Below are 21,022 nucleotides of genomic sequence, written 5' to 3'. Positions count from 1 at the left end.
GGGGATGGAGATAAACGATAGGGTTTACATGTAAAACTTATTGATTAAAACGTCCGCGCTGACGAAGTAATTCACGGTTCAAGTTTGGATCCTTTTCAAATGCAGCACGTCCGTGAAGCCAAAAAATATTATTGACGACAACTAAATCACCAACAGGAAGTTCTAGTTCAATTACACTTTCATCAGCTTCCAATGAATTAGAGAAATCACGTAGGTATTTTGCTTGTTCAATGGATTCAGGATAAACAAATTGATCGATAAAACAAACACCCGGCTTGTTATTATGATTGAAGAAAGTTAAACGTTCAATCTCTTGATCAATATTTTTACTTTTTGGAGCTTTATACGTAAATTTTTGATTTGATAATGGGTGATTGATGTACTTATCAAGTTCTTTCCAATCATCAAGATGTAATAAACGTGATTCGCCTCCGCGGGCATTTTCTTCAATCGTCTTCATCATTAGCAACCAGTCTGTCGGCTCATCTACAAACGTACCGTCTGTATGAAGGGTAAATAAACGATATGCCTGACGTAGATAAGAATCGCTGCTATCTGTATCTTGTACACTAAAACGTGCATAGTACTTTCCAGACATTGCATCATGGTTTGGAGCTCCAAGTAAGTAAGAAATCGCTGTTGCGAATATGACATATTCATCAGTATTTTCAGTTACCCCTTCTAAACCAAGAGTAAATCCGCCTGACTCTCGATCATGAACAATGCTCCGAATTACTTCACCAAATTCTTCTCCTACTTGATCCAATAGGTAAGAAGCTACAATGTGACGTGCGTATGGTGTATATTCCAAATGTTGTACAGATTGATTATCATTTAACACTACTGCTAAAAAACTTGCAATTGCCTCTTTTGAGATTTCAATATGATACAAACGATTTGTTTGCGGGTGAACTTTTACCTCATATTTTTCGGTTTTCATTTCAAACTTGGCTTTCTTTTTTTCTGCAATACTCATGAATAATTCCTCCTGTTTTTGTGTAGTATAGGTTAATGAGTTAACGGGAAATATAAAAAGCCAGTCGCACAAGTTCCCTACTAAAATAGGATTCCACTTGTACAACTGGCTTATATTCACTTCACTGCTCTATGCAAATAGAGTCACAGCGAATATGCAGTTTATGTATTATTTATGTTTCCTGTTTCCAACTATTATGATCTATTCACGATTTTGAAAAGGTATTTTACAAAAGGTGATAATGTCATAATATTAGCTTAAATTAATTAAAACACTTTCGTATTCTAATGTCAACCTTTTTTTTACTTATTATTCAGATAAATTAAATTATAACTCTAGTTTTTGTTGTTTTGGTTTTTCCCCCGACTTAATTTGCTGAAAATGGAGATCTAAGTCTTTTAATGCAGCAATCAACGCATTTGTTGCCTTTCCCCGATAATATGATTGAATAGATTCTATCGCATTATCAACACCTTCATTTAAACTAGTCCCTTTTAACACACGTCCAATAAATTCACGTCCATGTTCCGTAGCCAATGTACAAGAAGCTTCTAGTATTACCCCATATTTAGCATCGACTTCTGCAGTAATGGTTAACGTTTCAAAGACACTTTTTGCTGCCATTCCCTGGGGTAAACGTGCGTGACCTGCTATAAATATTGTTTTACCATTAAACATGAGGCTACTTCCTCTCTAAAAATGATTTATTTTATTAAGGTTGCTTCCAATAAGTGTGATTGTTCTGGAATACGGTTAACAACCTCTTTTCCAATTTCAATAGAAGCTGTAGCTGCAGGAGACGGAGCGTTACATACATGAATCGTACGTTTCCCCATAATAATATGAAAGTCATCTACCATAATTCCATCGTCCTGTAGGGCCTGGGCTCGAACGCCTGCTGGCGCCGGAATTAAATCATCTTCCTGGATTTCAGGAATTAATTCCTGAAGACTTTTCGTAAATTGCTTTTTGCTAAAAGAACGGACATATTCATCCATCCCTTCTTTCATAAATTTACTCGCGAGTTTCCAGAACCCTTTGTAACTTAAAACTTCTGATAAATCTTTTGCATTGAAGTCCGTTTTTTTATATCCTTCACGTTTAAAACTTAGTACAGCATTTGGACCAGCATCTACTTCTCCGCTAATCATCCGAGTAAAATGGACCCCTAAAAACGGAAATTTTGGATTTGGAACAGGATAAATTAAATGGTTAACGAGATAGCGTTTTTCTGGTATCAATTTAAAATACTCGCCACGGAATGGTACAATTTTCATATCAGTTTTGTACCCCGCTGCTGCTGCAATTCGGTCACTGTGCAACCCAGCACAGTTAATAACCATTCGTGCTTTTAGGGTACCGGTGTTCGTCTCGATCGTTACACTATCTGACTCTTCATTAATTTTTTCTACTTTTGTATTTAATTTAATCTCACCGCCATATTCTTTGATAATATCGGCGATTTTTTCGCTGACCTGACGATAATTTACAATACCAGCTTGCGGGACACGAATCGCACCAAGACCGTTTACATGTGGTTCGATTTCTTTTAATTCATCCACACTTATTTTCTGTATAGCCAGTTCATTTTGTAGACCTCGCGTATACAAATCATTCAGAATTGGTAACTCATCTGGCTTTGTCGCAACAATGACCTTTCCACAAATATCATGTTCGATTCCATGTATTTGACAGAATTCCGTCATTGATTTGCTTCCTTGGCGAGCAAAACGTGCTTTAAAACTACCTGGTTTATAATATATTCCAGAATGAATAACACCGCTGTTATGACCAGTTTGATGATCTGCCACAACAGACTCTTTTTCAATAACTACCACTCTCGCATTAGGAAACCGCTCGTAAAGTGCCATTCCCGTTGATAAACCTACAATTCCCCCACCAACAATTGCAAAATCATACACAATTACCACTCCTTATTATTTATGGTTTTTTTAGCAACTCCATACACGTGATTAAATTATTCTTTGTTCGTAAAATATGATATTCCACAGATGCTCGAAGTTCTGCAGGATCGCCACGCAAAGCTGCTTCATAAATCATCCTGTGTTCCCGCTGCGTTTCAGGGTAATAATCAATAAGCAAATTGGGCGCAATTGGCGAAATACCTAGCGTTTCTACCATTTTTTGAACCCTAGGCCATGGACAACCTTTTCGAAGGGTTTCATGAAAAGCTGCATTCAATTGAATATAGTGTTCATTTGTTACATCGGATAACTGAATCTCTTCCATTTCGATCAATATTTTCTCTAATTGTTTTTTGTCTTCTTTTGTTAAATAAGGAAGTGACTTTTCAACAGCAAGGCCTTCAAGAAGAGACCTAGTGTGGTAGATTTCTTCAATATCATCTCGGGTAATTGGAGTGACGATAGCTCCTTTGTGTGGAACCATTTCCACTAAACCTTCCATTTGAAGCTGTGTAAGCGCTTCTCGAATGGGCATTCTGCTTACATCTAATCGTTCAGCCCATTCCTCTTGAATTAAACGCTCACCTTTTTTCAGTGTCCCGTTTAAAATTGCCTGTCTAAGACTTTTTGTTACATGGTTTACGATTGTTGACTTATCTCTATTAGCATTATCCAATGTGTCTTCCACCTTTCAATATTGGATACAATTTTAACTATATCAACTATATAAAACGATTTCAATAGCAAAAACAAAAGATATTGTATCCAATCTTAAAGTTACTGGATACAATATCTTAAAAAAAGCACTTTATATCACGAAAGAAAATAACCTTTTGCTACATCTACTTTAATTCTTCTACTTTACGTAATAACGTCTTATGGAGATGAGTTTTCAGCAGTTTAGACACATCCTCTCCTTTGTATAGATTATATAATTATTAATGTTGGTATCTAAAAGAGGACAAAAAAACTTGGTCCTCTTTATGTTTTTCAACTATGCTTCCGTTTTTTGTTATGTGGAAAAATGAGATTCTTTTTTTGACTATGATACAATTAACTAAAAAACCAAATTTATACAAAGGAGTGAGGATATTATGAGTAAAGAAGTATACATTATTGGAGATATTCGCACTAATAATTTCTCGGATAAAAATTTATTCGATAAAATTGGGTCATTATGGAATAAAACGAATGATTTCAATATTGAAAATGATATTAAGTATGGGGTTTACCATCAGTACGAAAATGACTATCATGGAGATTATACATTAGCGATTGCTGCTGAAACTCCAGTGTCAAATGAAAAAATTATTATTCCAGAAAATGAATATAAAGTGTTTGAATGTTTAAAAGATGAGCATTCCATAGGTGAAACTTGGAAAAAGATATGGCAGCTTGAAGATGAAAAAGAGTTGAATAGGGCATATAGCCTGGATTATGAAAAATATTATCCTGATGGAAAAGTGGAAATACATATAGCGATTAAATAATAACAAAAGAACCCTATAAAATATAGGGTTCTTTTGTTATGTCCCTAAAAAATAGTTATCTAAGATCTTTGTTATCTATACTATCCTTAGCTCATTTTCCTATTGAATTTAACTCCTAATATCTAAGAAGAAAAAGACACTGTCATTACTCTTGTTGAGCAATATTTCCTCATGTTCTTCCCTCTTTATTTTAGATTCATCAAGTATTTTGTTAGTACATATTTAAATATCTTTTCTAAATATAAGGAATTCTACTTTCCAGTTATTCACAATGTACGCTGATGGTTCTATAAATAACAACTATTCCAAAAGAATATTAAATTAATATGTAAATATATTTAATAACAAAACTTTTTTTGATTTACCTCATTTTATTCCCCTGAGTTTTATTATAAGATGAACCACCAATTTATATACAAATGATTCATCCTAGATAATTTACTCTTAAATTTAGAAATACAATTGAAAATAACTAGTTTACATAATGTTATTATGATAAATTAAAAAAAGAACCTTATTGGTCCTTTTTTTAATAATAGAAATCCATCAATGTTTCGTCCATTAAATCCTGTGTGAGTCCTATGTATATCATCGTATCTTTTGGATTGGAATGATTAAGAATTTGTTGAAGTAAAGCGATATCCTTAAATTTTTGATAATGCAAATAGCCAAATGTTTTTCGGAGTGTATGTGTGCCAACATCCGGAATATCAGCCATTTCTGCTGCTTTGTTTAAAACCCGATATGCTTGTACCCTAGTGATTGGACCATTTCCTTTTCGGCTAGGAAATAAATAGTTTTCATTTTTCAGGTTCATCTTCCGAACATACTTCCGGACTTCTTTCCGAAGTTGAGGGTTGACAAGGAACCGTTTAATTTTCTCTGTCTTTTGCTCTACAATGACGATATGTGTTCCCTCTAGGATATCTTTTACACGTAACTGTAAAAGATCACCGATTCGAAGTCCAATGTTAATCCCGATAGAGAACATCATATAATCGCGGTAGCTGCAATATTTTAATAGAGATTTTTTCATCTTATCTATGTGATCCAGTCGGCGTATCGGCTGGACATTTTTGATTCTTTGAGAGGTTGCTTGCATGAGTAACTCATTCCCCTTTCCTCTTCTTTCATTGTACGTGAATTGACGAAAAAAAGGCAAGTTTTTTAAATTATAATGCTCTCAAAAACCTTGATTTGACGCGATTCCGAATGTATCAATAGAGGTCCTTTGTTACATTCAGAATATTCTTGTGATATCGATAGATAAAGAGTTTAAATCTCCCAAGCTCCTTAAATGCATTTTAAAGGCATTTAGAAAGACTTTATAACAATCGCGATGAAATACTCTGCCAATTAAAAATGGGTGCCTTAAAATCGAATTACGGGACCCGTTTTTTTTCTTTTATTGCTTTTTTGAAATGAAAATGTAGAAGTCTAAAACAATAGTATATTTTTCGGGATTATAACTTACAAAAATATCCTTTCTTTCCCCGGAAAGTATTATACAGTTTTACCCATCTATTTTATTTACAATAATAATGTTATGTAAACTATATATATCAAATATTTATCCTATTACATTTGATAAAGAGTATTTTACACATCTCTTCATCAAATGTAATTTTTATCCAAGTCTCTCTCCGCGGATATAAAAACTTGCACCATCAATCATCTCGATTTCCGGGTACGCTCTCAGCTGATCCATCAGTTGGAAAAGTGCCCCATCTTTTTGTTTCGCTTCAATCATACAATCTAACTGTGGTAAGCTTCCTTTTATTTGTTGTAAAAACTCCATAAACATCTCCGGGTCAACGTAATCAGCGTGTGCTCTAAATTCTTTTTCAGACCTTGGGCTGGAAATATGCATCTTTGGGGCCAGTTTTGAATGATTCCAAGTTTGGAGTATTCGATTCCAATGATCTATCCAGTTCTCAGTTCCCGAATGGTGCGCAAGATAATGGTGGTAATCAAAAACCATGGGAATTCCTAGTTTTTCACACAAGTAGAGAGTTTCCGATAAAGTAAATGTAGTATCATCGTTTTCAAGAATCACCATTTTTTGAATCGACTCAGGTACAAACCCCCAATTATGTATAAATTGCTCTAGAGCCTGTTCATGTTCACCATATCCACCACCGACATGGAGAACGCAACGATGGTCAGGGTCTAATCCCATTTTTTTCAATAAAGTATAATGCATTCTTAATGTTTTTAGGGAGGTCTTCAGTATATCGATATTCGAACTATTTAAAATGACGAAATGATCTGGATGAAAATCAATTCTTATAGATGGCTGATTAGTAAGATAGGTTTTAATTTTTTCAAGTTCTTCTGAAATTGGTTCTAGGTAGTCCCATTCTGGAATTTCTGGATGATTAACAAGGGGTATGAGCTTAAATGAAAGCCTAAAAAACTGGATATTATAAGCTGCGTTATGGATTAGTAATCGCCAGCAATTATTAAGATTAGAAACTGAAATGCGTTCAAGTTTTCTTATGGCTGCCTCCCTATCCTTAATTTTCGAAAACTGGGAAAAAGTCATGGTTTGGGATGGTGAACAGTTTGGTACATGAGTACTCATGGCCACATAACCAAGGCGGATTAAAGTCAAATGGATAACCCCCTTATATTACTTGTTGTTTTTTGTCAGTATTCCCTTATTTATCATTAATATGAATAAATAAAGAGCCTCATTATTGAAGTGAACCCAAAAAGTTAGACACTTTATTTAATTACATAAAAACTGCACCTCCAATTGTTAGATGTTCCTAACAATTGGGGTGCAGTTCATATTTTAGGCTCTTTTTCATTATCCAATTTGGAAATTTATGAACTTAAATCGCAGGGGTAGGTGTTGGTTTGGCATATCCACTCTTATATTTTTCATCCACTTTAGTACGGATATCTTTAATTGTCATCCCATTCCTTAAATCTAAAATGGATTGAGCTGCTATTTCTAGGCAAACTCCACATCTAGTCCCATGATCGTCCCAAACCACTTCACCACTTTTTTTATTTTCATGGATAAAACAATCGTAATTGTTTTTATGGTTAGCTTCTTCGCCACAACCACAGTAACATGGTATTTTTTCTAATAGTTCCTGATTTTGAGCAACCGCTAAATAGATGGTTTTCATTTCTTCTGGTTTTCCAGATAGAAATTCGGGTGCTATTTCCTTACTGCTAGTCTCTTCTTGTAGATCTCCTGAAACAGTATGGGCTGAATGGCCTTCATGACTAGTTTCTTTATCCACAACACTTTTTTCTTCATTCGAACAACCGGAAAGTAGTAAAGATGAACAGATACCAAATATGGCCATTAATTTAAAATTCATTTGTACACTCCTTGAATATTATAGTTACTCCCATTTTATGGGGTGGAATGTATTTCTACAAGTCATTTCACAAAAAGTACATCATTAAATGATGGCTTGGCTTCATAAAAGATATTTTTAAATTATTCAAGTAATGTAAGAAAGGCATTAATTAAAGGACCCTTCCATATTATTTAATTCTCATTTGTTTCTTCTTCTTGATAGTGACAATGGAATCTTTGATGATTTACTTTCATTTCTTTAAAGGTATTATGTATTTCACATCCCCCGTTATTGTAATCACAAACCGTACAGTACAATTCATGGTTATACAATATCTTGTCCATTGCGATAACCTGTGCTTCTTTGACATTAGGTGCAACTGTATCAATTACATCTCCATCTTTGATTTCAGTAGAGCACGATCTCGCAAGTTCTCCATTAACATTCACAGGACATGTATCACATGTTTCAATCGGGCCTAAGCTTGAATGGTAACAAACATTTGGAACTTCTATCGAACTATCTGTTAGCATTTGTAAAATGGTTTGATTACCTTTTAGGATGGCCTCAGCTACATTAATATTTATATGTACTTTCTCTGGGAAAATAATCGCTCCTCTTTTAAAAAAACGAGAAAATTTATTCATTTAATATTTTCTACCCTGACAATTTTTTGACAATTTGTGTAATTAAATGATGGGTATTTCAACATTATTAGCTTTTGCACTATTCCATTTTAGTAAATATTTCAAAGAAAAGCTAAAAAAACCAAAGTCGAAGTGAGTGTTAGGTTATCAATAACTTCGACTTATTAATCACTATTTTACAAATTACTTCTCAACACATATGAACTTAAAGGGGATACGGTTATATGACTCCCCTGAATCCTTTCAATTTCTTCAAGACCCGCCCGCTGACCATTCGCTAAAACAGACCAATCTCCATGGAGTGGGAGTGTAATATTTACAGCTTCCCAGTTTGCATTATGAATAACAACAATCCTTGAATGTTCTGTCATTAGAGAAAATGCAATCACATTCGCTGGAGCTTCAAGGAATATTAACTGCTGCTCGATGTCTTCAGCTGTTCTTAACCTGAAAGCTGAAATATTGTTTCGAAGCGAAATTAGCCCTTTTAAATATTCTACTTCACAATCAAACTCCGCTCTTCTTTTCCAATCCAATCGGTTAACCCAGTCAGATGATTGATAGCTATTTTCATCTCCATCCTTTGTGCGCATAAATTCTTGTCCAGCATGAATCATTGGAATTCCCTGTGACAGTAATACCACTGAGGAACCCAGTTTGTGCATCTGTTTGCGTTCTTGCTCTGTCGCTTCTGGATTTGTAATTAAGAGCTTATCCCACAATGTATAATTATCATGGGCTTCGACATAATTGATTACCTGGGCTGGATTTTGATATGTTGCTATATGTTCATCGTATTTTAAACCACCAGCAATTCCTTTTTTAATGAAATCTTCCATCCCTGGTTTGCCATTAATAAAACCTCTATCATGTTCATTCATCACAAACCCCTTTAACCCATCCCGGATAGCGTCATTAAAATGAGCGATACCAGGCATTTTATAAGCATTCTTTTGATTTGCTTTCTGATCGTGAGCCAATGGGGTATTCATATCCCAGCCTTCTCCTAAAACAATAATAGTCGGATCAATTTCACCAATAGCTTTTTTCACTTCATTCATCGTCTCCACATCATGAATCCCCATTAAATCAAAACGGAAGCCGTCAAGGTTAAACTCTTTCGCCCAATAGATCACAGATTCAACGATAAATTTCCGCATCATTTTATGTTCGGACGCTGTATCATTTCCTACACCGGTGCCATTTGATAGTGTGCCATCTTGGTTATAGCGAAAAAAATAGTTAGGTACAAGTTTGTTAAAGCTAGACTCATCTACCGAATATACGTGATTGTAAACTACATCCATGATTACACGTAATCCATTATCATGTAATGCTTGAATCATCTGCTTCGCCTCGCGAATTCTGCGCTTTGGTTGATAGGGGTCAGTCGAATAAGACCCTTCTGGTGCATTATAATTCTTTGGGTCGTATCCCCAATTATATTGAGGTTCATTTAATTTCATTTCATTGACAGTAGCAAAATCAAAAATGGGGATAAATTGAACATGAGTCACACCCAAATCCTTAATATGATCAAGACCAGTTTTAACTCCATCAGGACCTTTGGTACCCATTTCGGTTACCCCTAAAAATTTTCCTTTATTTTGAATTCCACTTTCAGGATGAATTGATAAATCCCTGATATGAACTTCATAGATGATTGCATCCTCAGGGCTATCCAGCGCAGGTTTATCATTTGTCCACTTTTCTGGGTTTGTGTCTGCTAAATCTATTACAACACCTTTATCCCCATTTACAGTCACTGCCCGGACATAGGGATCCACGGCTTCATTCCATACATCGCCCACTTTCACTTTATATGTATATATCAAACCATCCTGATCACCGGATATTTCAACAGTCCACGTTCCGTTCTCTGAACGCTGCATATCAATTTCTATACCATCTGTATCATCCCAACGTTTATAAGTAACGAGCTTAGCTTCAGATGAAGTGGGAGCCCATAACCGAAAGGAAGTTTTATCTTTTAAATAGGAGTTTCCTAAGTCCTTTCCTTCATAGTAATAAAGATTATCCAGTTCTTCAGGGTTTACCGGATGAATATTTGCAATGGGTAGAACATCCGACTTATTATCGAGATCTTTATCATTAGGTGTTTGGTTCGTATTTTCCTCTTCAAAATAAGAAAGTGAATCTTTAATAGGTCATTCCTCCAATAAAATTCCTATTTCAAAACAGGAATTTATTTCATATATTTTTATTATTTCCTTTTTATGAAGGGTTGCTATCAAAAATCAGTGTGATACTTTCAATATGATTCCAAGGCCCTAGCGTACTCAGGGACATATGTTAATATACTTGTTGTATTCATTTATCAATAATAAGTATTTTTCCCCGAAATAAGTTCGGGAATAATTGGCCATTTTTTATTGTTAAGTTAATCTAACTTGCTTCAAAAAATCATAAACCTGTACTACTCTCACATAAAATTCTACTTCAGTGTAGAATATACCTCTCTTTGTCTTATAAAATTGTCATATTGAAATTGAATCCCTTAAAAATTGAAAAAAATGCCTCCATAACAGTTTTACGGTCTTGGAGGCATTTCTAGTACTCTTTATGGTGTTTTGATAATTTTAACCTGATTAGCTTCAACAACTGCAATGAAGTTTTTCACTTCAGGCTGATCAAAGATATAGTCAGTAATACCATCTTCGAGCTGTTCTTGAAGAACACGGCGGAGCGGTCTTGCCCCGAATGTTGGATGATACCCTAATTCGATCAGTTTTTGTTTCGCTTCATCCGTTACGACTAACGATAAGCCTTGAGTTGTAAGTGTTTTGTCAAAATCTTGAATCATAATATTAACAATTTGTAAAAGGTCTTCCTTCTTCAGTGCTGAGAATTCAATGATGCTGTCAAATCGGTTCAGGAATTCCGGTTTGAAAAAACTGCCTAATGATTGCAGGATAGAAGCTTCTTCTACGGCTGTACTTGTACCGAATCCCATTACTTTTTGTTTTTCACCTACACCAGCATTAGATGTCATGATAATGACGGTATCTTTAAAGGTAACCGTACGTCCCTGGCTATCAGTTAGACGGCCATCTTCTAGAATTTGCAGGAACATGTGCATCACATCTGGATGTGCTTTTTCAATCTCATCCAATAAGATAATACTGTAAGGCTTACGACGAACTTTTTCAGTTAATTGGCCTGCTTCCTCATGGCCTACGTATCCAGGAGGAGAACCAATTAATTTGGAGACACTATGTTTTTCCATGAATTCACTCATATCAAGGCGAATCATGGCTTCTTTATCACCAAACAATTCCAAAGCAAGGGTTTTCGCTAATTCGGTTTTTCCAACTCCTGTCGGACCAACAAATAGGAAAGAACCAGTGGGACGGTTTTTGGACTTCAAACCGGCACGACTCCTCCGGACGGCCTTCGCAACCTTTCTGACTGCTTCTTCCTGCCCAATTACTTTTTTCATAAGCTCCTCTTGAAGATGAAGCATTCTTTCCTGCTCATCTTCTTGCAGCTTGCCTACAGGGATTCCAGTTTTTTGTTCGATAATCTTTTGAATATCTTCGACGGTGATGTTTGGTTTAACTGAATTTTCTCCAGCTTGCAATGATTTTTCCAATTTTTCTTCTTCATCCCGAAGTACAGCTGCTTTTTCATAGTCTTCTTCATTTAGGGCCTGCTCTTTTTCCTTATAGATATTTGCAAGACGCTCTTTCATAACCTCTTCCTGTCCATATTCAATGGTCAAGTTTAATTTAGAACCTGCTTCATCCATTAAGTCGATTGCTTTGTCAGGTAGAAAACGGTCTTGAATGTAGCGGTTTGAAAGTTCAACTGCCGCTCTCAGCGCTTCTTCACTATATGTGACCCCATGGTACGCTTCATAACTGTCTTTTAATCCTTGTAAAATAACCAATGCTTCATCTGTTGTCGGTTCATCAACTTGCACGGGCTGGAAGCGGCGTTCAAGTGCTCCGTCTTTTTCAATTTTCCGATATTCAGACAAAGTGGTCGCTCCGACCAGCTGAAGTTCACCTCGTGCAAGTGCGGGTTTTAAGATATTCCCAGCATCCATTGATCCTTCAGCTGACCCAGCACCAACAATTTGGTGAATTTCATCAATGAATAAAATGACATTTTTTCTTTCCTGCAATTCACTGATTAATTGCTTCATTCGTTCTTCGAATTGTCCCCGGATTCCAGTGTTTGTAACAAGCGAAGCGATATCAAGCTTATACACCAGCTTATTACGTAATTTAACAGGAACGGCACCTTCAACAATGGCTAGAGCAAGTCCTTCAGCAATCGCTGTTTTACCTACGCCAGGTTCACCAATTAATACCGGATTATTTTTATTACGTCTATTTAGAACTTCAATCACTCTTTTAATTTCTTCATTTCTGCCGATAACCGGATCAATTAGACCTGCTTTAGCAGCATCGGTCAGATTGTGCCCGTACTCTTCTAATAATCCTCTGCCACCGCTTTGTTGAGTAGTTTCCGGTTGAGGGATTTTACTATTATTAAAGGGATTGAATAGATTGTGGGATCCATTAAATTGGAAGTTCCCTAAATCTTGTCCTCCCATAGCTGCACCAATTTTATTTCTCTCTTCTTTATAACAAGTGGAGCACAGCATCACATCATGCTCCTGACCATTCATATTTAGATGTACTTGAATATTAGCTTGGTTTACATGGCATTTTTCACAAAGCATGTAGCACTCCTCCTTAAAGTTTGTTTTTATGAATCAACTTTGACCTTCTTTGACTTTCTGACTTTATTATACATTGACCTTCTTTGACTTTCAATAATTTTGACTGGAAATTCTTTTGGATTGTTTTCTCAAATTTATTCTTTATTAAAAAGATTAAACCGATATTCCACTTTATGGGTAGACCTCAGGAATTAGTTGCAATTTCCTTATAAAGGTGACAAATAACTATATCGGAGAACAAGTAGATTAGTTATTAGTAAATAAAAAATAAAACTACATTATTTTGATTTTTAATGTAAAACATCAATATTTAGAGATCCATTTGATTTTTTCCATCAGAACCGAGTTTCTTATAATTTTTTCGCCATTAATCATACTAATGTATTGAAAGAAATCTGAGGATGGATACACTCCAGTTTCCAATTAATGACCGACTGTATATGCTATTGTATGTACTTCAAATAATCTTCCGTAAGGGATTACTTCTTTATTGCGTATTTCCTTAGAATTCTAACTTACTTTTTGTCACAAATTCACAGGATGACGGTGATGTTATATATTCTATCAAGATATATGTTGAAATTAGTACTAAGCATAAATGTTATTATCATTTCTCTGCAACACGATTTTTTAATCTAGGAATAGTAACGACTATAGATAATTCATAAGTAATAAATTGAATTCCATTCTTTTAGGAACACTAACTATTAAAAAAAGGAGGATTCTATATATGACACCTCGAAATGTACCGGCAAACAATGATAATGAAGAGAAAGAGAATAAGGTCTCACCTTTAGTGAAGGAAAATGAAATAGCTCAACTCAACCGATTGTTAGGTGCCGTCATGAAGTATTTATCAGATGATGAGCAAGAAGAAATTGACATTGAATATCTACTTGAAAACACGGAAGGATTACGGGACTGGTGGAATACATATAGGGAGCTTGATCGAAAAAGGGTCGAAGAAGAAATAAAAAAATCACTAGTTAATCTATCCTTAGATGAACTAGAAACAATCCGTGAACAGATACGAAATAAAGAAAAATAATACAAAGTCTTCCTGCTCATGACGCGATTCTTAGTGATACGCAGAATTCACATTACCGTATAAACTAGGACCTTTTAGTTTCATCAGACAGTGGAAAAGCCCCTAATTAGGGGCAGTATTAATGTTTTACTCAAGGCTCTAAATTGTGGTTTTTCCGCCTGTAGACTACTCTACCATCTCTTCAATGAGGGTTTCTCCCGAAGATCTAATTGAATCTGCTAATATTCAATGGATTTATTATAGTCTTAGCTACCAAATGTTCAAACTGCTCCGCTGCCTAAGCCATTGATAGTTGGGCCACTGAAAGAATTCTCTTTTCAAATGGTTTTAAAACTTTTATTTAGCATGGGTATATAATCGTTTTACAGTTTCTTCAACAGTACCTGGATTGGTGAAAAGGATTACTTGCGGTTGCTGTACGTGACAGCTTCGATTAAGTATGGTTCATCGATTTTAATTATAGGCACAGACAAGGATAGTTGATCTTCCTGTAAAAAAGCAATAAATTATTACAGGAATTCACGGCATATGATTGGCCTGGTAATATTCGCGAATTTAAAAACATGTTGGAGCGGCTATATCATTTTAGTGAAGGTACAACGATTACAACTGATTATCTACCTAAAAATTTGCTTAGACACAGATATGGTTTAGAAAAAAGTGAAGATTGGAGTGAACACCACCAGCACCGCATATTAAAGGAAGCTATTACTTCATTTGAACAGGCTTATATTTCACCTGCATTAAGTCGTTCAACTTCTTTAAAGAATGTGCAAATCAATTGGGAATCAGTATTTCCTCCCTAGTTCGAAAAAAAGAATATTCAATAGCAAAGCTTCTATATTTTTTATGGCTAGCATAGTGTTTATATAGCGTTAATGTTATATTTATTTATATTTAGATTTAAATTATTATATATGGAGAGTGTTAATTATTCTTTATTTAATCGCGATTCTTTTCCCGCCTTTAGCAGTCTTATTAGTAGGTAAACCAATTCAGGCCGTACTTAATTTGATTCTTACCCTATTTTTCTACGTACCGGGTTTGATTCATGCAATCTTGGTCGTTCATGATAAGAAAGCCGATAAACGAATGAAAAAGCAGGCCGCCATTATTGCCCAGTCGAAAAGAAATGACTAAGTGTAAAATAATCATTTTATGACCAACGACCCGAGTAACCACGCCATAAAAAGGCGAATTTATTCGGGTTGTTCTGTCTATAAAATTCACTAGTTGCCAATTTCCTTAAAACAAGTTCAGCTATTTGGGTCTGTGTGTTCTTCTTTGACCTTTATGATAGCATGCGTCACAGATTTGAAACCTTAAGCTATCCGGCAATTTTTTTCCACATCGCTTGCATTTTTTCTGATAATTAATCATTTCATCTTTTAACTGATCATGAACACCATCACTGATCTCTTCACGGACACGTTCCCAATAAACGGCTTCAGTTCTTCTCCCCATTCGGTATAGAAATAAAAGATGTAGACCTATGGCTTTATAGGAAAGTTCCAATTCCTCTAAATTTCTTGTCTTGATGATCGGATCTGGTAAATTGCTGCTCTCGGCAATGGCCTCGACCGTCTCCAGCCACTGCCGGATAAGTAAAGGTTCTTTTGCTGAAAAGGGTAGATGCAGGAAACCATATAAATCCATTAAAGAAAAACGTGCTTCGATTTCAGTGTCGCGAATCAACTCGTAAAGCTCGCGTTCTTCTGTGAGGGATGCCTTTTTAGTCCCGTTTGGGGGCTCGAATTTCTCCCACAATTCAAAAAATGTTCCTAGATGCCGATAATACTTCTGAAAACGTTCAAATACTGCAGAGGTAGGAGCTATAGTAAAGGTTTGAACGGGCTCATCTACCTGTTCAAGCAGTTTATTCATTATTTTAATCTCTGCTGTAAATGCAACCTTTCCGGTTTCGTAAATACCTTTTCTCCCTGCCCGTCCCGCGATTTGTTTAACTTCTTGTGATGTAAGTCTTCTCCTGCGTGTCCCGTCGAATTTTTCATTCTCAAGGAAGACAATGCGACGGATTGGCAAGTTCAATCCCATTCCAATTGCATCTGTGGCAACAACAACAGTTGTTTCGCCACGATTAAAAAGTTCAATTTGTCGTTTTCTATTCTCAGGGGGCATACTCCCATATATCATGCTGACACTATGCCCACTTCCTTGGAGACGGGAGGCAGTTTCTAGAACCTGTTTTCTTGAAAAACAAATAAGCGCATCCCCTTTTTTGGTGTACTTCAATCCAAACTCTCTTGGTTCTATCTCCAAGGGAATGTCCCGTCTGTATTCGTGCAGTTCCAAATCTGCTCCATTTAATAGGTTGAGAAGCATCATTTTTATATTTCTGCTCCCAATAATGTGTACTTCTTTAGCATTTGCTTGCGTGATTGCCCGAAACCAAGAGAAGCCACGATCTTTATCTGCAATCATTTGGGCTTCATCAATGACGATTACCTCATGGTAGTCTTTTTCATGAAACATTTCGACAGTACAAGAGAAATGTTTAGCACCCGCTACCGACTTTTCTTCTTCACCGGTCTTTAATGAGCAAGGTACCCCTTCTGCATTTAGCTTGTCAAACACTTCTAGTGCTAGAAGTCTTAGCGGGGCAAGGTATAAACCATTTTTGGCTGCTTTCATTTTTTTGAGTGCCTGATGTGTCTTCCCAGTATTGGTATCACCGATATGCAAAACATACCTAACCCTTTTTCCTAATGAAGGAGTATAGGCCTTTCCAAAAATATCTTCAATGATCCTTTCCTCTTCTGCCTGCCTTCTGGCTTGTTCCGCCAATACTTCAGCTTTTCTTCTTTCCCTGTTCTCCTCATCTTTTTCAAATATTTTCTGGTGCAATGATTCATTAAACGGAGTCTCCGCAAGTTTCAGTAAATCAGAAAGGTATTCTTCTTGAAGTTCATCAAAACAAGCCTGTGACAAATCTGCCAAATCATCTCGAAGCAATCCTTGAAGGGCTCCCGAAGTCAATTTTTCCCCATATGCTTCCAAAAAATCATGGTGCAGTTTTACAGGTAAATGGTTAATGAGTTTTTTGGGGGCGAATCCTAAAATAAACTCTGATACTAACCTTTCATACCTATAAAAATAATTTTCATATTCGTAATGATTCTTCCCCCAATCAAACAAGGAGTGTATATCACCTGTTAGTTCTTCAAAAAAATCAGTCACCATTAAGTATTCTGTTGATTCAAACAATCCAGTTTCCACCAATTGTTCTTCTAGCATATATGGGGTAACATATTGAAATTTCGGTTTATTTTGAAGATCTGCTACTAATACTTCAGCGATATAATACCTAACATGCAAATATAAAAGAAGCGAATTTTTTTCAAAAAAAGCATTAGCTTCGTCTTGAAGCCTTACACGTACTTTCCACCGCTCATTAGCCAGTCGTTGTTCTTCTTGTCGTATAAAGAAGTTTTCCCTTGCTTTTATATATCTCTTCTCCCAATCTTCCTGATTTTCAGAGAAGGTTTTTTTTATCCAAGATAATACATCAAAGGGACGATAGCTCTTTAATTCGTTGCGGAACAAACTGTTGATTAGCTTGTGATCTGTCCCTTCAGTAACAAATCCCCTTTCGTTTAGAAACCCCTTTTTTTCTTTTCTAGGCACATCGTTTGAAGCCTTACTCAACCAGACATTAATCCAAATCTGCTCTATATAAGACATCCTGTCAGAAATGTAAGTCATATAAGAAGGTAATGTCTCTTGACTCTCTAAATAAAAATCCATATCCTGGATAATTTTTTGTTTTGTATTCTCTATTGCAATTGGGTATATGTTTTCTAATTTTCCCATAATGATCCCCTTTTGAATTTCCTGTATGTAAGTTTACTCTTTATCTTATTTATCCTCTCCAAAACAATTTTTAAAATTATCTCCACGTATGTTTTATCTGCAAAATTCATGCGGACTTATTCGTTCGTTAAAGAAACGTGCAAATGCAACCTTGCAGATAATTCCGTTTTGTTAATTGATACTCTTACCATTTCATGTACAGTATAATACATGATAGTTAGATTCGTTACTAATTATAATGGACTTTCTTGGATATAAGTGCTACAAAAAAGTGTGAATGATTGTCTAATGCTTATGCAAAAGGTATATAAGGCAGATATTAAATGAAGGTAAGGAATTTAATGATTTTTCAATTAATCCGAAATATAATAAGGGTAATGAGTATACCGACAAAACAAACTGAACTAATAGAGAGAGTAACTTACATAATCGATAACATTTTGTTTCCTTTATATATGAATTCAGACTCTTAATTTAGTTTAGGGCAATTCTGATATACTGTCCGGCAATCAATATATTGCTCTTGAGTCTTTCTAGTTGTTTATGAAAAATAACATCCAGAAAAGCTAAAAAGACTATAGAAAAAGGTGAGCCTGAAAATGATACAGCATGATATCAATTATTATAAAAATTTCGACTCTATCGCTAAAGAGGTTTTAGCACTATTAGCTCATACGATAGAGGTCAATACCTTATTCCTTTCTATTCGTAGTCCTTTACAAAGTTTTATAATCAAATCTTTTAACCGAAATGCAGAGTTAATATTTGAAGGAGACACCCTTCCTTATAATATGGTTTTTTGCAAATTAGTTGTTGAAAATGATTTGGAACCGCTTGTTATCCCCAATCTTAAGCAACATCCTTTGACAAGCGATCATCCTATAACAAACTTTATTGGAAACGGATGTTTTATGGGTTCACCCCTTAAAAATGGAGATAATACCTTCGGGACACTTTGTGCTTTTGACATTAAACCTTTTGATTTCAAAGAGTATGATGTGATACTAATTAAGTCTTTGGCAACTTTAATCAGTCAATCAATCGTTCTAGAAAATGGGGTTATCAGGGACTCATTAACAGGTCTATATAATAGGAACTTTATTTATAATTATTTCAATTACAATAAGGATAAAATACAAAATGAAATGGCTATACTTTATATTGATTTGGATCATTTTAAATATTTCAATGATTCTTTTGGCCATGATGTCGGAGATTCAGTTATTAAAAAGACGGCTGAATGTCTATTGCAATTTGTACCCGAGGATAGTTATGTGGCACGAATCGGCGGAGATGAATTTATCGTATTGTTACCTACATCTATGTGTGAGGATCTCTTAAAAAGCACACAACAAAAGGCTGAATTCATATTGAAACAATTATCGACCATGCCCATTCACATTTATGGAAATGTTTATTTTGTCTCCGCAAGCATCGGGATCAGTTTTTATCCTGAAAACGGGACCGAAATGGAGTCACTATTGAAAAAAGCGGATTGGACAATGTATAAGGCTAAAGAGTCTGGCCGAAAGAATATACGATACTATCAAGAATGATTTCTGCACTTAATAAATACAAAAAACCAGTGTTTATTACACACTGGTTTTCCATTATCGTAAAAAGATCCAACGTTTCGCTTTCAACCTTTGCAGAAACTTCAGCAAGTCAGCATTTTCTTTATGTATCCGTTTCTCGGATGGTGAAGCGGAGGGGGCCGGGATGTTCACTCTCTCGGGTTTTTTGTTCATATACTGAAAGACCCTTCCTATTCTTTAGTTTTGAATAGTATATGCGTATTTCCTCTAAATATCATAAGGGCAGAGGAATTTTCCTCTGCCCTTATTCTTATAGTACGTCTCTTAATCGGCTGAAACGTAAAGTTTTTTCTTTTTGATTCAGGATAATGCGTTCATTCTGTTTCATCACCTTTTTAGTATGAGGGCTTAAGCCTACATCGGGAATCTTTACCTGCGGTTTGATTACGGCAACTGAAACCTCGCTGCCTACTTTGTCATAAATGCTCATTCATCCTTCACCACCTTGATTTTGTTTTATGACCATATCAAACATCATGATCAATAATGCTATTAATAAGCAATCCACTTCTGAAACGAAGTTTTCTGATTTAACTTTTAGGATATAGGGTTCCATTAAAATACTTACAGGCTGCAATGCCATTTTTTCTTCATCGTTATAATACGTATCTTCTCTTTCCAATGTAGCACGGATGATACTGCCATTCAAGTTCGGATGCCCATTTAGTACCAATTGCTTGTCTTGTTCCGTTTTAAAAGGGAGAATCTTCACGTTCATCCCCTCTTTAGCGGCATAGGCCTGAAGCAAAATACTCAAGTAAGCTAGGTATTCCTTATTCGTTTGATAAAACTCTGGGATTCCCTCTTTTTTCAAAAGATGAAACATATTTTTGACCTTTTCGCGGTTGTCCGTTAAAAGTTTATCACTTTCTGCAACAGCCCTTGTAGCATAGGAAAGTTCATTATCGCCGATTTTGGATATATACATGCTCAAAAACACAAACATATCAACCAGAACAAACACAATCGCCATTATCAAAAAGTTCTTCCATTCAATGAATATACTTTTCGGATTGAAACTCCAATAAATTAATGCTCCCAATATAAAAATGACATACCAGGTTTTTCTAATCGCTTCAATCTTCCTACTTACCTTGTCTTTATATTTCCAAGAAAGAATAACATATGCTAATAAAGCTATAAATACAATCCACACAAAGACTCTGAAAAACATTAACACATCGTTTTATCACCCTACCCCTCATACATCTGTTATCTTTCTTATATCTCACTATATATATTATTCATTATATATACGTTTTTTCCCTGCATAGGGAGTATGAAACTTATGTACCGGTCGAGGGTATATCCCTATATAAATAAGACACTAACCTTAAAGTCAGTGTCCATTTATTAACATCCTCCCCAGCGACAATTATACAGTAATAAATTGGACGGTTGGCTCAACCTTCTTTCCTTTAGTTGCTTCCACTAAGATGTCCATCGTTCCTTTTCCTCCATCAGCAACTGATATCAATT

The 21,022-nt window shown here is 35.5% G+C and carries 15 protein-coding genes and 3 pseudogenes; 4 read left to right on the top strand and 14 right to left on the bottom strand.

Annotated elements, in window-relative coordinates:
• Nucleotides 1–37 precede the first annotated feature (37 nt).
• The 4 genes from glaH to ACQKMR_RS11465 all read right to left on the bottom strand — a co-directional run bounded on the left by glaH (nt 38) and on the right by ACQKMR_RS11465 (nt 3,577).
• Nucleotides 38–976: a glutarate dioxygenase GlaH gene (gene glaH, locus ACQKMR_RS11480; protein WP_427697409.1), complete on the bottom strand. Its 939-nt coding sequence runs from the start codon at nt 974–976 to the stop codon at nt 38–40.
• A gap of 327 nt (nt 977–1,303) precedes the next feature.
• Entirely contained in the window at nt 1,304–1,654 is a 351-nt protein-coding gene (locus ACQKMR_RS11475) for a DUF3870 domain-containing protein (protein WP_427697408.1), read from the bottom strand.
• A 26-nt stretch (nt 1,655–1,680) separates the two neighbouring features.
• Nucleotides 1,681–2,898, bottom strand: a complete 1,218-nt coding sequence (gene lhgO, locus ACQKMR_RS11470) for an L-2-hydroxyglutarate oxidase (RefSeq protein ID WP_427697407.1) — start codon at nt 2,896–2,898, stop codon at nt 1,681–1,683.
• Between the two features lie 19 nt (nt 2,899–2,917).
• Nucleotides 2,918–3,577, bottom strand: a complete 660-nt coding sequence (locus ACQKMR_RS11465; RefSeq protein ID WP_427697406.1) for a GntR family transcriptional regulator — start codon at nt 3,575–3,577, stop codon at nt 2,918–2,920.
• A 418-nt stretch (nt 3,578–3,995) separates the two neighbouring features.
• On the opposite strand from ACQKMR_RS11465, the gene ACQKMR_RS11460 reads away from it, so the two are divergent.
• Nucleotides 3,996–4,391, top strand: a complete 396-nt coding sequence (locus tag ACQKMR_RS11460) for a GyrI-like domain-containing protein (protein WP_427697405.1) — start codon at nt 3,996–3,998, stop codon at nt 4,389–4,391.
• Nucleotides 4,392–4,920: 529 nt separating this feature from the next.
• On the opposite strand, the gene ACQKMR_RS11455 is transcribed toward ACQKMR_RS11460, so the two are convergent.
• The 6 genes and pseudogenes from ACQKMR_RS11455 to ACQKMR_RS11430 form a co-directional block, all read right to left on the bottom strand.
• Nucleotides 4,921–5,493 (bottom strand): site-specific integrase, encoded by a 573-nt coding sequence (locus ACQKMR_RS11455; protein ID WP_223305274.1) that lies wholly within the window; start codon nt 5,491–5,493, stop codon nt 4,921–4,923.
• Nucleotides 5,494–6,018: 525 nt separating this feature from the next.
• Nucleotides 6,019–7,005 (bottom strand): UV DNA damage repair endonuclease UvsE, encoded by a 987-nt coding sequence (uvsE, locus tag ACQKMR_RS11450; protein ID WP_427697404.1) that lies wholly within the window; start codon nt 7,003–7,005, stop codon nt 6,019–6,021.
• A 223-nt stretch (nt 7,006–7,228) separates the two neighbouring features.
• The gene (locus tag ACQKMR_RS11445; protein WP_427697403.1) at nt 7,229–7,729 is read right to left on the bottom strand and encodes a PCYCGC motif-containing (lipo)protein; all 501 of its coding nucleotides are present in this window, start codon (nt 7,727–7,729) and stop codon (nt 7,229–7,231) included.
• A 182-nt stretch (nt 7,730–7,911) separates the two neighbouring features.
• A pseudogene (locus tag ACQKMR_RS11440) lies at nt 7,912–8,358 on the bottom strand (2Fe-2S iron-sulfur cluster-binding protein); the annotation flags it as partial.
• 176 nt (nt 8,359–8,534) lie between these two features.
• Nucleotides 8,535–10,415, bottom strand: a pseudogene (gene pulA, locus ACQKMR_RS11435) (type I pullulanase); the annotation flags it as partial.
• A 524-nt stretch (nt 10,416–10,939) separates the two neighbouring features.
• Nucleotides 10,940–13,069, bottom strand: coding sequence for an ATP-dependent Clp protease ATP-binding subunit (locus tag ACQKMR_RS11430; RefSeq protein WP_427697402.1), 2,130 nt, complete (start codon nt 13,067–13,069; stop codon nt 10,940–10,942).
• Between the two features lie 730 nt (nt 13,070–13,799).
• Between ACQKMR_RS11430 and ACQKMR_RS11425 the strand changes: the two genes are divergently transcribed.
• Nucleotides 13,800–14,117, top strand: coding sequence for a hypothetical protein (locus ACQKMR_RS11425; protein ID WP_427697401.1), 318 nt, complete (start codon nt 13,800–13,802; stop codon nt 14,115–14,117).
• Nucleotides 14,118–14,397: 280 nt separating this feature from the next.
• Here the strand turns inward: ACQKMR_RS11425 and ACQKMR_RS11420 are convergent.
• Nucleotides 14,398–14,623: pseudogene (locus ACQKMR_RS11420) on the bottom strand (hypothetical protein); the annotation flags it as partial.
• Between the two features lie 427 nt (nt 14,624–15,050).
• Here ACQKMR_RS11420 and ACQKMR_RS11415 point away from each other — a divergent pair.
• Complete coding sequence (locus ACQKMR_RS11415; RefSeq protein WP_427697450.1) at nt 15,051–15,257, top strand: YqaE/Pmp3 family membrane protein; 207 nt, start codon at nt 15,051–15,053, stop codon at nt 15,255–15,257.
• Between the two features lie 120 nt (nt 15,258–15,377).
• Here ACQKMR_RS11415 and ACQKMR_RS11410 read toward each other — a convergent pair whose 3' ends face one another.
• Nucleotides 15,378–17,948, bottom strand: coding sequence for a helicase-related protein (locus ACQKMR_RS11410; protein ID WP_427697400.1), 2,571 nt, complete (start codon nt 17,946–17,948; stop codon nt 15,378–15,380).
• Between the two features lie 599 nt (nt 17,949–18,547).
• On the opposite strand from ACQKMR_RS11410, the gene ACQKMR_RS11405 reads away from it, so the two are divergent.
• Nucleotides 18,548–19,504, top strand: a complete 957-nt coding sequence (locus ACQKMR_RS11405) for a sensor domain-containing diguanylate cyclase (RefSeq protein ID WP_427697399.1) — start codon at nt 18,548–18,550, stop codon at nt 19,502–19,504.
• 289 nt (nt 19,505–19,793) lie between these two features.
• On the opposite strand, the gene ACQKMR_RS11400 is transcribed toward ACQKMR_RS11405, so the two are convergent.
• Together ACQKMR_RS11400 and ACQKMR_RS11395 are read right to left on the bottom strand one after the other, a co-directional pair.
• On the bottom strand, nt 19,794–19,973 hold the full coding sequence (locus ACQKMR_RS11400) for a hypothetical protein (RefSeq protein WP_427697398.1): 180 nt from the start codon (nt 19,971–19,973) through the stop codon (nt 19,794–19,796).
• The gene (locus ACQKMR_RS11395; RefSeq protein ID WP_427697449.1) at nt 19,974–20,717 is read right to left on the bottom strand and encodes a type II toxin-antitoxin system SpoIISA family toxin; all 744 of its coding nucleotides are present in this window, start codon (nt 20,715–20,717) and stop codon (nt 19,974–19,976) included.
• Between the last annotated feature and the right edge of the window lie 305 nt (nt 20,718–21,022).

This window comes from Peribacillus sp. NPDC096540, from assembly GCF_050278525.1.
Taxonomy (GTDB): Bacteria; Bacillota; Bacilli; order Bacillales; family DSM-1321; genus Peribacillus.
The sequence above is the reverse complement of the archived record's forward strand: the minus strand, read 5'-3'. Positions and strand labels throughout refer to the sequence as shown.

What these genes read in the sequence shown, in the direction of transcription:
- ACQKMR_RS11430 (WP_427697402.1), bottom strand. Translation starts at nt 13,069, where the DNA reads ATGCTTTGTGAAAAATGCCATGTAAACCAAGCTAATATTCAAGTACAT.
- ACQKMR_RS11405 (WP_427697399.1), top strand. Translation starts at nt 18,548, where the DNA reads ATGATACAGCATGATATCAATTATTATAAAAATTTCGACTCTATCGCT.
- ACQKMR_RS11455 (WP_223305274.1), bottom strand. Translation starts at nt 5,493, where the DNA reads ATGCAAGCAACCTCTCAAAGAATCAAAAATGTCCAGCCGATACGCCGA.
- ACQKMR_RS11400 (WP_427697398.1), bottom strand. Translation starts at nt 19,973, where the DNA reads ATGAGCATTTATGACAAAGTAGGCAGCGAGGTTTCAGTTGCCGTAATC.
- ACQKMR_RS11410 (WP_427697400.1), bottom strand. Translation starts at nt 17,948, where the DNA reads ATGGGAAAATTAGAAAACATATACCCAATTGCAATAGAGAATACAAAA.
- ACQKMR_RS11395 (WP_427697449.1), bottom strand. Translation starts at nt 20,717, where the DNA reads ATGTTTTTCAGAGTCTTTGTGTGGATTGTATTTATAGCTTTATTAGCA.
- glaH (WP_427697409.1), bottom strand. Translation starts at nt 976, where the DNA reads ATGAGTATTGCAGAAAAAAAGAAAGCCAAGTTTGAAATGAAAACCGAA.
- ACQKMR_RS11445 (WP_427697403.1), bottom strand. Translation starts at nt 7,729, where the DNA reads ATGAATTTTAAATTAATGGCCATATTTGGTATCTGTTCATCTTTACTA.
- ACQKMR_RS11475 (WP_427697408.1), bottom strand. Translation starts at nt 1,654, where the DNA reads ATGTTTAATGGTAAAACAATATTTATAGCAGGTCACGCACGTTTACCC.
- ACQKMR_RS11460 (WP_427697405.1), top strand. Translation starts at nt 3,996, where the DNA reads ATGAGTAAAGAAGTATACATTATTGGAGATATTCGCACTAATAATTTC.
- ACQKMR_RS11425 (WP_427697401.1), top strand. Translation starts at nt 13,800, where the DNA reads ATGACACCTCGAAATGTACCGGCAAACAATGATAATGAAGAGAAAGAG.